Raw genomic sequence first — 14,060 nt, 5'->3', positions numbered from 1 at the left:
ACTTACACCTTCTGGAAAATAATTGCACACCTAACACTTGGTTTTCTATTCAAGAATTTGCATTTTTGGAATTTATTCAAACCTTGCGGTTGGTGTGCACCTGCTCATGCAGGGCACACACAAAGTGTAAATCATAAAGCTTGCCGCGGGCGCAACACAAGATTCATGACTTACACAAACCGTCAGACTGCGCAAAAACTCAGAGTTTTACTAGCATAAAATTTTAAAAAATCGTAAATTTAGAGAAGCAAAAACTTCTCTTTTTTTATGGATTTTCAAAAAGGTATCGACAGGCATCAATTACAGATGTTTGATTTAAATTCTATGGTTTGCTCGGATTCTTGGGCTCGGATTGTAGATTTATTCGTGGAAATTCTTCCACTATCAGAATTAGGTTTTCAAGATATTTTAGCAAAAGAAGGCAGACCACCATTTCATTCTTCCGATTTATTAAAACTCTACATTTACGGTTATAAAAAAGGAATTCGTTCTTCTAGAAAATTAGAAGAAGCCTGTAAAATCAATATTGAAGTGATGTGGCTTTTGAATGGACTCAGACCAAGTGCGAGAACCATTGCTTATTTTAGAAAAAATAATGCGGAAGCTTTTGCGAAAACATTTCGGTTTTTCGTGAGTTTATTGAAAGATTGGGATTTGATCAAAGGAGAAACTATTGCGATAGATTCCTTTAAAATCAGAGCACAAAATAGTTTGAAAAATAATTTTAATGAAAAGAAAATCAAACGCCATTTTGAATATATTGACCAGAAAATAAACGAATATCAAGAAGCTTTAGATAAAGCAGATTCGGAGCTAATTAAAGAAGAGATCTCATCAAAAATTGAAATCCAAAAAAAGAGAAAAGAAAAATACCAAGCAATAGAAAAGCAGTTAATTAAATCTGGTGAATCACAAATTAGTTTGATAGATTCAGATGCTCGTTCGGTGGTTTTACATCGAAATATTGTCAATGTTGGTTATTGTGTGCAAGCTGGTTGTGATGCAGAATACAAGCTTTTTGTCAATAATTCGACAGGAACTGTAAACGATACGCATGCGCTTTCGCCAATGGCTTTGGATGCTAAGAAATTATTGGAAGTGAAAAAAATGAATGTGATTGCGGACAAAGGTTATACCACAGGAAAACATATTGCGATTTGTGATGAAAATCAGATTCAAACTTTTTGTTCGCCTAAAGAACATTCTTCCGCAAAAAATGGTTTATTTGACATGCAAATTTTTGAATATAATTCAGAAAAAGATTGTTACACTTGTCCGAATAATCAGATTTTAAAAACAAATGGAACTGTTTATAAAAAAGGAAATCATAAAGTAAAACATTATAAAAATAGACAAGCTTGCAAAGAATGTCCGATTCGTGAAAAATGTACCACAGCAAAAAATGGACGTTATATTGAACGTTCGATTTATCAAGAAGCTTTAGAAAATAATGAAAAAAGAGTTAAGCAGAATCCAGAGTATTATCGGCAACGACAGCAAGTAACCGAACATCAATTCGGAACTTTAAAACGGCAATGGGGTTTTACTTTTACCCTGATGCGAGGTAAAGAAAATGTACTTTCGGAAGTGAATCTTATGATGGTTTGCTACAATCTGCTACGTTTAAAACAAATTTTCGATATAGAAGATCTGAAAAATAGGTTGAAAAACCTTGTTTCTTACTTTTTAGAGCAAATAATACTTGTTTTAAGCCGTTTTAAAATATATTATTCTTCAATGTATTTTACTATTGTTTGAATTATTCAAAATTAAAATATTCTTAAATTTGATTTATTTATGTTAAAAGACTAGTTTTAACGAAAATTATGGAGTTTGTGCGCAGACTCCCGTTGTGGTGCATATCAGAAAAATAAAAAAAAGAAATTAAAAGAAGAAAATTAAATGGAAAAGAGAGATTTATTAAAAGAGGAATTTGAACAATTAGGTAAAGTTTTAGGTGAGATTTTTTCAAATTTCATGAAATTAAAAGAAAAAGGTAATGCTTCAATTTCAATTAATACTTCAAATGAAAATTTAAAAAAAGAACTTGATTTAAATATTTCTGAAATATTAGAATTAAATAAACAGAAACTAAAAGAATATTTAAAAGAGAAAAAAATAAACCTTGAGAATATTGAAATATTGTCTAAATATTTTGAAGAAGTAGGAGTTTTAAATTTGAAAACGAATAAAGTTGAAGCCGAAAAATATTTATTGAAAGCGACTGAATTAATTGAAATATTTGAAGAACAAACCAGAAGAATATCATTCGAATTTATTGAAAGAAAAAATAGAATAGAAAAATTGAAAAGAATTTAACGCACCACAACAAAGAACTGAGTTAAAAATCAAGTAAAACAATCTTAAAGTTTATACAATATTTATCTAAGCATATCAGAATACTATTTTGATATACTTTTTTTATTTTCAATCTATTTTCCAATTTCTATTTCAACACAGAAACATAGCTCTCATCATAAGGAATAGTGATTATAAAAATCAATTCTTAATATCTGATGTAAGCTATTTTATTCTTCTAGGTATTTTACTATTGTTTAAATTATTCAAAATTAAAACATTCTTAAATTTGATTTATTTGTGTTAAAAGACTAGTTTTAACGAAAATTATGGAGTTTGTGCGCAGACTCCCGTTAGCGGTAATTGAAAAAAATAAAAAATGGAAGATTTTGAAAATTGAAATATTGAGATTAATATTCGGTTTAATGTTTTTGTTGAGCATGATTCTTTTGAGAATAAATGTAACTGACTGGATAATAATAAATGTTATAATTAATTGGTTATGGAACTCAATGCAAACGAATAAAATAACTTTTGAATTAAAATTGAGTAATAAAGAAAATATTTTATCGAATTTTAATAAATCAATGTCTTTATTAGTAGTTATTCCTGTATTGATTATTGCATTTTTATCTACATCGTTTTTTATAAGAATTATAATGGCTCATTTATATCAAGGAATTGCATTAATAACAATTGTCACATTTATAATTTCGATGATTATAAATATCATGATATGGAGTAAATTATTAAAAGTTAGAAAGAAACTAATTAATTGGAAATTAATATTGTCGATTATAGTATATCCTATAGGAGTTTTATTGATTGAAAATGAATATAATAAAATAGAAAAAACCGCTAACAAAGCGTAAATCACAAAACATGCCGCAGGCGCAACACATGTTTCGTGACTTACACAAACCGTCAGACTGCGCAAAAACTAACAGTTTTACTAGCATAAAATTTTAAAAAATCGTAAATTTAGAGGAGCAAAAACTTCTCTTTTTTTATGGATTTTCAAAAAGGTATCGACAGGCATCAATTACAGATGTTTGATTTAAATTCTATGGTTTACTCAGATTCTTGGGCTCAGATCGTCGGTTTATTCGTGGAGATTCTTCCACTCGAAGAATTAGGTTTCCAGGATATTTTAGCAAAAGAAGGCAGACCGCCATTTCATTCTTCAGATTTTTAATTAAAAAACCTATATTCCTATTTTTTTGGAGCAAATAATACTTGTTTTTAGCTTTTTTTAAATCTTTTTATTCTTCAAAGCATTTCAATATTGTTTAATTTATTCAAAATTAAAACTCTCTTAAACTTGATTTATTTGTGTTAAAAGACTAGTTTTAACGAAAATTATGGAGTTTGTGCGCAAACTCCCGTTAGCAGCAATTGAAAAAAAATGAAACTAAGAAAAATATTTATATTGATAATTTTAATTATAACATTAACTTCTTTAACTAAGAAAAAATACTTTGAAGGAGTTATAACTTATAATGTTGAAACAATTATTTTAAAAGAAAGTTCTTATTCTGATTATTTAAAAGAAAGGTATGGAACTTCAATGAAATTTTATTGGGGTGAAAATGGAAATTTATTGAGAAAAACTTTTGGTAATCAAGCAGGTTTAGATTATTCATTATATATTCAAAAAGAAAATACATTTTATGTGAAATATAAAGGGGTAGATACTCTTTATTATTATAGTGGATTGACACAAGACAATGAATTATTACAAACAATTGAAGATGAATCAGAACCAATATTAAACCAAAAGTGTAAAAAAATAGAGTTAAAGTTGAAAAGCAAATTTGATGGTAAAGAATTTATTTCCGAATATCATTATTCCAAGAACCAAAAGATTAATTATAAACTTTATCAGAATTTAAATGATGGATTTGCAAATATTATTTATAAAACAACTAAATCTCCTTATTTAAAACTTAAATTAATTTTTGATGAAATTATAATGACATATAAAGCTGAAAAAATTGAAGAAATAGAATTAGACGAAAATATATTTAAAATAGACAATAAATTACCAAGAAAAAAACATTTATAAAACTGTTGCCAACAAGCGTAAATCACAAAACATGCCGCAGGCGCAACACATGTTTCGTGACTTACACAGACCGTCAGACTGCGCAAAAACTAACAGTTTTACTAGCATAAAATTTTAAAAAATCGTAAATTTAGAGAAGCAAAAACTTCTCTTTTTTTAGGCATTTTCAAAAAGGTATCGACAGGCATCAAATACAGATGTTTGATTTAAATTCTATGGTTTGCTCCGATTCTTGGGCTCAAATCGTCGGTTTATTTGTGGAGATTCTTCCACTCGAAGAATTAGGTTTCCAGGATATTTTAGCAAAAGAAGGCAGACCGCCATTTCATTCTTCCGATTTTTAATTAAAAAACCTATATTCCTATTTGTTTGGAGTAAATAATACTTGTTTTTAGCTTTTTTAAATCTTTTTATTCTTCAAAGCATTTCAATATTGTTTAATTTACTCAAAATTAAAACTCTCTTAAATTTGATTTATTTATGTTAAAAGATTAGTTTTAACGAAAATTGTGGGGTTTGTGCGCAGATTCCCGTTGTAGCACATTTTAAAAAATCATAAATGAGAAAATTATTAGTGATTATAATATTAATTTTGAGTAATTCTCTTAATTTTTATTGTCAAAATTATAATGTAAATAATTTGGAGTTTTTACAAGATGAAATTCCACAGGGTAAATTTAAATATGAATTATTTTTATCTGAATGGGGAGGAAGAATGAACAATGTTTCTTGTGATGTAATAATTGAGGGAAATAAAATAAAAGTATTGAAAAACTCAGAAACAAATTTAACTGGAGCTTTAATTTTAACCCAAGGAATTATATTAAAACACAAGTCAGGAGTATGGATTATAGGAGAGAGTAAATCAGATGAAAATGCTGAAGAAATAGGAGGATGTACAGGTGGTCCAATACCAATTGATTTTATTAAAAAAGAAATAGAATGGTGTTGAAAAAATAAATGAAAATATAACGTTCTACAACAAAGTACAAAAAGCACCCTTCGGGTCGCTGCGCTACTTTTTATACAAAACGTTACAGCCAATTATCCTAAACATTCTGCAAATAGTCAAAAAAATTAAATGAGAAAAAAACTAAAAATTACATTTCTTACTATAATGTCATTTGTTCTGTTGCTTTTAACACTTCTTTCTATTCAATATACACCTATTTACGTTTATCGACTCATCACGATGAATATAGCGGATGTTTATGATTATAAAAATTTTGAAAACCATAAGATTCAGGGAGCGGAAAGTACCAATACATTCATTTTTAAGCCTAAAGAGAAATATATTGAATCACTATTTGGGGAACTGGTAACTAAAACTGGATTTAATAGCTTTCAAGAGTGGGCTATTGAATCTCAAACTACTGCACTTATTGTTATACAACGAGATACAATCGTTTATGAAAAATATTTTAATGGTTTTAGTAGAGATTCTTACTTTCATTCTCAATCTGTAGCAAAGTCCTTTATTTCATTTTTAATAGGAGCTGCTATTGATGATGGTCTAATTAAAAGTATAGATGACCCAATAACAAATTATATTCCTGAACTTTTAGAGCGAGATTCAAGCTTCCAAAAAATAACCATCAAAGATTTATTAGAAATGCGTTCTGGACTTGAGTATAATACCAGTCATATACCCTTTACTAATATTCATTCTCCTTGGCATGATGAAGCAGTTGGCTATTACCACCCTAATGTTCGAAGGCTGCTACTTGAGAATGTAGGGATTGCTTCTGAACCAGGAAAAAGTTTTCAATATTCAAATTACAATACAAGCTATTTGGGATTGATTCTTGAAAGGGCTACTAAATTAACTGTATCAAATTATCTAGAGAAGAAATTATGGTCAAAAATAATGGAGTATGATGCACTTTTTTCTATAGATAGCCAAGAATCAAATTTTGAATATATGCCAAGTCGTTTGATTGCCCGAGCTATTGATTATGCTCGTTTCGGTCAGTTAATGCTAAAAGAAGGAAATTGGAATGGCAATCAGATTATATCAAAAGATTGGGTTCTTGAATCAACCAGAGAAAACAAATTAATTTCTAGGGATATATACCCAAAATGGTTTGGAAGAGGTGAGAAAAGAATTTACTATAGCTATCAATGGTGGGGGCATGTAAATGAAGACGGTTCTTTTCATTTTTATGCAAATGGAAATCTTGGGCAAAATATTTACATTATACCTAAGAAAGAAACAGTAATTGTTCATTGTGGTAATTCACTTCAATATTACAGTAGTGATTTTGATTTATGGGATGTTGCTTTACAGTTGAATTAACAAATAAAAACTGGCTGTAATACACTGTATAAGTAATAGCGGTTTAAGTGACATGACAATAATAAAATATGAAAACTTTAATCCTTATTCTAAATTTAAAATAAAATGAATCAACTAAAATTCTACATCATATTAATATTTTCGATTTATAATTCAGTTGCTCAAAATACAAATGAAAGTATAAATGATTTAAAGTTTGATATCGAAAAAAGTAATATTCATAATCCTCAAGAGGAAATAACGGAACTAAAAATAATTAATAGTAATAATAAAATTATATTCAAAAAAAGAATAAAATTCAAAAGGTGGGATTGTAGTAGCGAATCTTTACAATTATCAAAATATGAAATTAATAATGACACACTTACATTTTACACTTTTTGGTGTAGAAAAGGAGATTCACCAATAAGACCTTATGGAGCTAGGATTCAAAAATATATTTATAATTCAGAAGAGTTTAAGGTTATAGAAGCTGAAATTTATATAGAAACAACAGATATTAATTGGGAAGAAAATAAAGGAATTAAATATTTATTTGAAAAACCAAAAAATGAAAAAGAAAGGAAATATTTTTCAAGCTATATTAGATCTGTAGAAAAAGAATATAATTCAAAATTTGTTTATGGAAAGAAAGCTGATAGACTCATAAAAGAGGTTAAAGAGAAATTAAAGATTGAGATTAGAAAAGAAACTTCAGATTGGTTTAAATTTAAAAATTCAGTTAGAATTAAAATATAAAAGCTCATAAGAAAGAACAGAGTTAAAAACCAAGTAAAACAGTCTTAAAGTTCATACAATATTTATCCAAGCATATTAAAATAGTATTTTGATATGCTTTTTTGTTTATTTCTAAAAGTTCATTTACATTTGAACATCTGCTGCTATGGAAATTTAAAATTTACAGAAATTTTATAGTAAAGGTATAATAGAAATAACAGGAATTCCTGTTATGGGTATGTTGGCAGACATAAAAACATAAATATGATTAGAATCAAATTGAATTGTGGAAGAGAAGTTAAAGTTGACGGATTCCAATTCGGATATACATATGGAGGGTTATTAGAGGGTTCACCAAATGAAAGAATGAATAAAAGCATTTTCGATAGGACTACTTATCCTTCTAACTGGGGTTCAAGAAAACTTTTGAAAATCCAACCAGACAAAAATGATTTCAAAAACGGATTAAAACCAACCTATTACATTGTTTGGTTGCATTCGAATGAGCCAATTAACCCAGAGTTTCATGGTTCTGAATTGGTTGTAATTTGGTTTGGCGATTTACCCAACGGGAAGATAGTTGAAAATATAATCCAAAATGGTGTGGAAAATATAAATTGGAATGACAATGCTCAAGATTTTGAGTATTAAGAATATAAACGAACTACTAATACTTTGTAAAATGCATTAAAACGCATTTTGTATTAACTGTTGTAAGTAAACTGAAAAATTAACAGAATAATATGGCTAAAATTCCGATTGAAGTAGAGAAGATTAAGAGATTTGAAAGAGGGTTTGGTGTAGATGATGATAATGGAAAAGAAATAACAGAATTTATTGTTTCTGTAAGAGAGAAAGGATATAATTGGGATAAAACATTTCGATGTAATTTAAAAGAATTAACTAAATTAAGAGATGAAATTTCAAAAATTGTCGATTCAACTACAACATCTGAAAAATTAAATATTACTTCAGAAAAAGGAAATATTTTAGACAAGTATTTCAAAGAAGATGAATTGTGTAAAAATTGTAAATACAAATTAACTCATAACTGTGTTACATGTGTGTTTGAATTACAAAGTCCTTTAGAAAGAAAACTATTTCTTGCCTTAAATAACGAATTTGTGAAGTTTCAAGTTCAGTACCCAATGAATTGGTATGGAGATTATATTTCAATAGAAGGGAAGTCATATGATAATCCAAAGAATAACTATAAAGATGTTCTTACAATTGCTGATTTTTATATTGAAAAAAGAGGTGTGAAATTATGTGTTTATACGGATGGTCATACTTATCACGAAAGAACAGAAGAACAAGCGCAAAGAGATAAGAGGATTGATAGAAAACTTCAAGAATTAGGGTATAATGTTTTAAGATATACTGGTAAAGAAGTAAATGAAAATATTGAAAAAATAGTATTAGAAATTAAAAATTGGATAGAAATGCCAACTTACATAAACCGATAGCCGTAATTCCCTTCATTTCGGGAAAAAAAAATAATCTTTTTAAGCAAAGATTATACGAAAGAAAAAGAGAAAAAAGACATCTGTAAATCAGAATTGCTAACCATTGATTTTTAAAGTATTATATAGAGTTATGAAAAATATCACAATAATAATTTTACACTTGGTTCTATTCTCGTGTTCTGGAATTTTTGTAGACAACTCAAACAACAATAAAGGAATGCCATTTAATGAAATAGAAATACTTAAGCAATTAGATTTAGCTTTCAATCAAACACCAAGTGAATACTATCCACAAGGACGACCTGTAGACATCAAATACAATTTTTTCCTTGACTTGGAACACGGTTATTTTGAAACTGCTGGTAGTAAAATTCACTTATTTGCTGATTCAACAAGGTGGGCTATTGTATTTGAGAAAAGTGGGTACCAAAATCGCGTAACTTCTGCCGAAATAGAATTGAACTATGTAGGAAATTGTATTGACTATCCGATTGATAAATATCCTAAAAGAAACTACATTACTAATTCAAGTCGTGTATTTCTAATCGACCCAACTGAATTTGAGAGGATTGAGAATAAGGAGGGTGATGAAATGGAAACATTTGAACTAATCGGACAGGACATTAAAGAAATTAAAATCCGTGATAAATATGTTCCTTTTGACAACAACTACTTAAACTATGAAAAAGTAGGGATTGAAATCTTTGATTATGACAACCCGAAAAAACTGATTGGCTTTGGAGACTTCATAAGATATTTACACGAAACAAATCCTTCGTTATTATGTGCGACAGAAAATGAAATACGTGAACATATCCCAAAAGACATTCCAAAACTTATGACAATTGATGAGTTTCATTTTGTTAGTGCGTACGAGAAAATAAATCCACCAAGTCAACAAGAAACCTATAAGCTAATTGCAAAGATCTTGACAACGAGAGATTCTTCAAATTGGAAACCAACTCAAAAAGCAAACAATAGTTGGAAAAATTGGGAGTCAGGAAATTTATAAAAAGAAAAACAGCTAACATTGTATATGAAATCATAGCTCCTTGCGGGATGCTATGTTCATATACTAAATATTTGCAATAAGTATCCAAACTAAAAAAATCCTATGAAAATCAGAAAGAATAAAGAATACATACGAAAACAGATACTGTTGAAAATTAAATATTATCGAAATTCTAGAGGAATAACATTTTTCGATGATTCAAATAATATACTAAAAGAGAAGTATAATCTTGAAAGTAATGAATTAGAAGTCGCTCTAATAAAATTTAACAGAAGACGAAAAATACTGTTGACGACCAAAAATATCTATTATTTAGACAAAAATAATATCCAAAAGATAGTTGGAGAAAATATAGATCGATTTGATTTTATGGAATTTATTAATGGAGAAAAGATAATAGAAGAAAAATCAAGACTAAAAAACTTTTTTTTAAGATTTAAAATACACTTTCGTATTGGAACCTATAGAATTGTAGAAAAAAATAACTCATTTATTGAATTAAAAATATGGAAGACAAATTTAGCAGACTGTTTGGATGAAGGAATAAAGAATCTAAAATTTGTTGCAACAAAATATGAAGGAATATAATTTAGTTTTAATATGGTGTATAAAACATAGCTAATATTCTTTAACTGTAAAGTTTGTTTATATTTAGAAAGTTCACCAAATTTTTAAATTTGGTTTCTAAAAAGAGAAAAATTAAAACAAAATATAAAATTCGGCTTTGTGTTAATCCGAAAAGTCAGTGTTTTTTTGCACGCTACGTTTCATACACAAGACCGTTAGGTACACATTAGGAAAATGAAAAATATAATTTACATATTGACTGTCTTGACATTTTTTGGATGCGATAATGCAGAGAAAAAAGAAAATACTGCTACATCTGTTAGAATGGAACTTGTTCCTGAACCTGATAAAGACCTGAGAGAAGAATATGAGAAGTCAATTGAAAAAGATTTAGATCCAATTTCTTCTACCACTTGTTTGGGAAAAATTGAAGATTTTTTGAACCTAAAAGATAAAGAACTTCAAGAAGATTTTTTTTCAAAACTTGATTCAATAAGAAAGGTGCAATACCTTAACAATGATCAAGATACTTCAATAATGGTCGACTTGACACCAGAATATTTGATTGAGTTTCTCGCTGATATTAGCTTAGACTCATTAACTGCGAATAAACAGTTCGAAAAAGAGTATCATTTTAATATTGCTCCAAAGGAATACACAGACCCTCAGATTTGTAAGGATAAAATTGCTGTGCGTTTTGATGCGGAGAATTGCTCGTTTAGACTGAAAATTTACAACACCTTTTTGGTAGAACCTGATTGGTGTACAGAATCAATGGTTGTTTATGGATTCAAAATAAAAAATGACAAAATCGTTGACTTTTGGAGACAAGAAGTTGGTTGAAAAAAACTTTTAATAACAAAAGCTAAAAAAGTATTATAATTTTTTTAGCTCTAACATTATTAAAAAATAGATGAAACCAGACATTGAAATAATATGCCCTAAATGTTTAAAGAAAGCTGCCTTTTTTTCTGCAAGCGTTATAAGATGGACAATGGTTGTACCAGACATTAATGGAAAGGTTATTTGTGGTTCTTGTGGATTGAATAAGGACCATCAATTTACTCCAAAAGACTATTATTACTCAATATCAGTGGGTAAAAGATTTTTATATGCTAGAACATTTGAAAATCTAAAAGATTTGTATGTGTACTTTAAAGAAGATAAAAGATTAAATGGAGATCCTGAATTAGATTTCCCTAAAACATTTTATGAAAATCGTATGGTAATTGTAAGTAAGATAGAAAAACTGATTGATAACGAAATAAAAAGTTGCTAACAAAAGCTGAACTGGATTAAAACGCAGCTTAGTCAAAACGTTGTATGTTATTGAAAAAAAATATGAAAGAACCAATAATTATTAAAGAGCTAGGAAAAATTTGGGGTAGAGATGCTATTTATTTAGATAAAATTGAATTTGAAGGAACATATCTGATTAAATTAATTGGTGAAATAAATGGTTCATTATGTGAAATTCCTCAAAAGAAAGAATGGATCCCTTATGAAATTATTTTTAAAGGAATTCTTGAGTTTAAAATGACTGAGCTTGATTTGTATATAGATTCTGAATACACGTCAAGTTTTGAAAAAGTAATTAATTCTGATTTAATCAATAGTTATAAAGAGATAAGTGACAAATTAAAAGAGACACATAATCATTATATTTTTCATACATATGATGATGTTTTTCAAATAATTGCTGAAGAGTATGAATTGAAATTAAAACTTTAAAATGAATGAAACAATGAAAACTTCATTCGAAAATTTAGAAACATCAGATTTAAATAAAATTAATAGACATGAATTTGATTGAAAAAATAATAGAATATGAAGAAGAGGATTTAAATTCATTGGAAATATCAAAAATAAAATACAGAATAAAAAAAACAGCATAAAACAAATTGTAAATTTCACTTCTTGTCGAAGACGCAATGTAAAACACTAGAAAAAAATGAAAAAAGTAAAATTAGTTCGAGGAAATAATAGGATTATTGGAGGTGTTTGTCAATCTATTGGTGAAAGATATAAGATTGAACCAATACTTTTAAGAGTAGCTTTTGTAGTTTCTTTATTTTTTATTAACATCTCAATATTTATTTATTTGATATTGTGGAATACAATTCCTAATGAAAGAAAAATTAATTTAAAAAAAGGAACCCAAATAAGAACTCAAATATTAGGAAGCGTTATTGGAAGTCTTTTAGGAGTGGTTTTTCTTGGTGGAGTAGCATATTTAACGATGGAATTATTAAATGACTCATCAGGTTTTTTAGGAGTGATTATTTTGGCGATTTATGGATTTCCTTTAGGTGCAGTGCTTGGGTTTTCAGTTGTGAAATTAATAATGGAAAAAAAATCATTTAATGATTTGAATGAATTATGAAAAATCGTTTTACAACAAAGTATAAATTTCATTGATTGCCATTTGTACAACTCAGAAAATAAAACTTACAAAAACCGTTATGGCAAGCATTGAAAAATGAAATATTAAATTGGAACAATTTAAGGGAGAAAGAGTCATTGAATTTTAAAGAAGGAATTGAAAATATATTTATAATGTCAGATTTTACCAGAATAACACTAGAAGAGCTCAATCATTTAATTGAAGAAGGAGTTTTAAAAATGAATAAAGAACTTTTAAAGATTTGGAATGAAATCTCAATTAAACCTGAGAAATGGATTGGATATTCGTATATAAAAGAAGGAGAGGAGTTTTGGGTTGTTGGAAAATTTAGAGATAAAGTTATTTGGTATAATGATACTGAAGAAGGTTTTAATATTTCAAATTATAGAATTGAAAGGGAAATAGGAGAGTTTGGATTTGAACAAGATGAATTAGAAGATGTAATTTATAAATTAAAAAATGTCCTACAATAAAGTGTAAATCATAAAGCTGTCATGTGCGTAATACAGCTTCATGACTTCTTAAATCGTAAGCAAATATATGAGAAATAAAAAGTTATACATATTGATTTTAGTTTTTGGAATTTTGATTTATGGTTGTAAACAAAATATTAAACCAGAAATATCTGAATTTAAAGTCGCTCAACATTATTCTGAATTCACAACTAAAATGAAAAATAATGACACTCTAAATATTGGAGTGAATTTATCAATGTGTATGTGGAGGGAATATGACCAATTACAAATCACAAAGTCAAATGATAGTATATTTCTTCAACTAATTGAAAAAAGAGTGATGGATGATGAATCCATTCGGTTTAATAAAGTCTTTTATGATTTGAAAGATGACACTCTGAATTTGAAAAAAATGATGACCGATTTTGATGTTAATTATCAAGAAAAGAAAAGCAGTCCTTTTTTTATAATAATTAACCCAACAGAAAGAGGCAATATTTTACTGAGAACATCTGGACTTGGAAATCGTGAATTTAATATGGAGCGTTATCAAAAAATAATGACTGAATTGTATCCAATCGAAATGGCTGAGTATAAAAAAGAAGATTTCACACCACCTCCGCCACCTCCAAAAGAAATTGAAATTAAAGAAACTAAAATGGAATAAAAACACATATAGATTATGCTAAAATTAAATTAATTTATAAGTGTTTTTTTATCATTTGATTTTTTTGAAAACAACTAAAACTAACAATATATCAAACTTCATTCGCTAGGTAT

19 protein-coding genes are annotated in these 14,060 nt (G+C 27.8%); all 19 read left to right on the top strand.

Going from position 1 to position 14,060, the window contains the following annotated elements:
- On the top strand, positions 1-219 hold a 219-nt coding region (locus I0K12_RS22045; RefSeq protein ID WP_231372813.1), incomplete at its 5' end, for a hypothetical protein.
- A gap of 48 nt (positions 220-267) precedes the next feature.
- A complete protein-coding gene (locus I0K12_RS19675) occupies positions 268-1,758 on the top strand; it encodes an IS1182 family transposase (protein ID WP_196889889.1) in 1,491 nt (496 codons plus the stop codon).
- Positions 1,759-1,902: 144 nt separating this feature from the next.
- Positions 1,903-2,319 (top strand): hypothetical protein, encoded by a 417-nt coding sequence (locus I0K12_RS19670; RefSeq protein WP_196889888.1) that lies wholly within the window; start codon positions 1,903-1,905, stop codon positions 2,317-2,319.
- Positions 2,320-2,687: 368 nt separating this feature from the next.
- Positions 2,688-3,170: a hypothetical protein gene (locus tag I0K12_RS19665; RefSeq protein WP_196889887.1), complete on the top strand. Its 483-nt coding sequence runs from the start codon at positions 2,688-2,690 to the stop codon at positions 3,168-3,170.
- A gap of 137 nt (positions 3,171-3,307) precedes the next feature.
- Positions 3,308-3,493, top strand: a complete 186-nt coding sequence (locus I0K12_RS19660; protein WP_196889886.1) for a hypothetical protein — start codon at positions 3,308-3,310, stop codon at positions 3,491-3,493.
- 210 nt (positions 3,494-3,703) lie between these two features.
- Positions 3,704-4,363 (top strand): hypothetical protein, encoded by a 660-nt coding sequence (locus I0K12_RS19655; RefSeq protein ID WP_196889885.1) that lies wholly within the window; start codon positions 3,704-3,706, stop codon positions 4,361-4,363.
- Between the two features lie 559 nt (positions 4,364-4,922).
- Positions 4,923-5,315, top strand: coding sequence for a hypothetical protein (locus I0K12_RS19650; protein ID WP_196889884.1), 393 nt, complete (start codon positions 4,923-4,925; stop codon positions 5,313-5,315).
- 129 nt (positions 5,316-5,444) lie between these two features.
- A complete protein-coding gene (locus tag I0K12_RS19645; protein WP_196889883.1) occupies positions 5,445-6,659 on the top strand; it encodes a serine hydrolase domain-containing protein in 1,215 nt (404 codons plus the stop codon).
- Between the two features lie 105 nt (positions 6,660-6,764).
- Complete coding sequence (locus tag I0K12_RS19640) at positions 6,765-7,397, top strand: hypothetical protein (protein WP_196889882.1); 633 nt, start codon at positions 6,765-6,767, stop codon at positions 7,395-7,397.
- Between the two features lie 243 nt (positions 7,398-7,640).
- Complete coding sequence (locus tag I0K12_RS19635) at positions 7,641-8,027, top strand: hypothetical protein (RefSeq protein WP_196889881.1); 387 nt, start codon at positions 7,641-7,643, stop codon at positions 8,025-8,027.
- A gap of 92 nt (positions 8,028-8,119) precedes the next feature.
- Positions 8,120-8,842, top strand: coding sequence for an endonuclease domain-containing protein (locus tag I0K12_RS19630; protein WP_196889880.1), 723 nt, complete (start codon positions 8,120-8,122; stop codon positions 8,840-8,842).
- 130 nt (positions 8,843-8,972) lie between these two features.
- A complete protein-coding gene (locus I0K12_RS19625; protein ID WP_196889879.1) occupies positions 8,973-9,854 on the top strand; it encodes a DUF7003 family protein in 882 nt (293 codons plus the stop codon).
- A 102-nt stretch (positions 9,855-9,956) separates the two neighbouring features.
- Complete coding sequence (locus tag I0K12_RS19620) at positions 9,957-10,442, top strand: hypothetical protein (protein ID WP_196889878.1); 486 nt, start codon at positions 9,957-9,959, stop codon at positions 10,440-10,442.
- 213 nt (positions 10,443-10,655) lie between these two features.
- On the top strand, positions 10,656-11,264 hold the full coding sequence (locus I0K12_RS19615) for a hypothetical protein (RefSeq protein ID WP_196889877.1): 609 nt from the start codon (positions 10,656-10,658) through the stop codon (positions 11,262-11,264).
- Between the two features lie 70 nt (positions 11,265-11,334).
- Entirely contained in the window at positions 11,335-11,700 is a 366-nt protein-coding gene (locus tag I0K12_RS19610; RefSeq protein WP_196889876.1) for a hypothetical protein, read from the top strand.
- A gap of 62 nt (positions 11,701-11,762) precedes the next feature.
- Positions 11,763-12,152: a hypothetical protein gene (locus I0K12_RS19605; RefSeq protein WP_196889875.1), complete on the top strand. Its 390-nt coding sequence runs from the start codon at positions 11,763-11,765 to the stop codon at positions 12,150-12,152.
- 220 nt (positions 12,153-12,372) lie between these two features.
- The gene (locus tag I0K12_RS19600; RefSeq protein WP_196889874.1) at positions 12,373-12,804 is read left to right on the top strand and encodes a PspC domain-containing protein; all 432 of its coding nucleotides are present in this window, start codon (positions 12,373-12,375) and stop codon (positions 12,802-12,804) included.
- A gap of 173 nt (positions 12,805-12,977) precedes the next feature.
- Positions 12,978-13,298 (top strand): hypothetical protein, encoded by a 321-nt coding sequence (locus I0K12_RS19595; RefSeq protein WP_196889873.1) that lies wholly within the window; start codon positions 12,978-12,980, stop codon positions 13,296-13,298.
- Positions 13,299-13,365: 67 nt separating this feature from the next.
- On the top strand, positions 13,366-13,947 hold the full coding sequence (locus I0K12_RS19590) for a hypothetical protein (RefSeq protein ID WP_196889872.1): 582 nt from the start codon (positions 13,366-13,368) through the stop codon (positions 13,945-13,947).
- The last annotated feature ends 113 nt before the right edge of the window (positions 13,948-14,060 follow it).

The organism is Aureivirga sp. CE67 (genome assembly GCF_015767245.1).
In the GTDB taxonomy this organism is placed as follows: domain Bacteria; phylum Bacteroidota; class Bacteroidia; order Flavobacteriales; family Flavobacteriaceae; genus Aureivirga.
The sequence above is the reverse complement of the archived record's forward strand: the minus strand, read 5'-3'. Positions and strand labels throughout refer to the sequence as shown.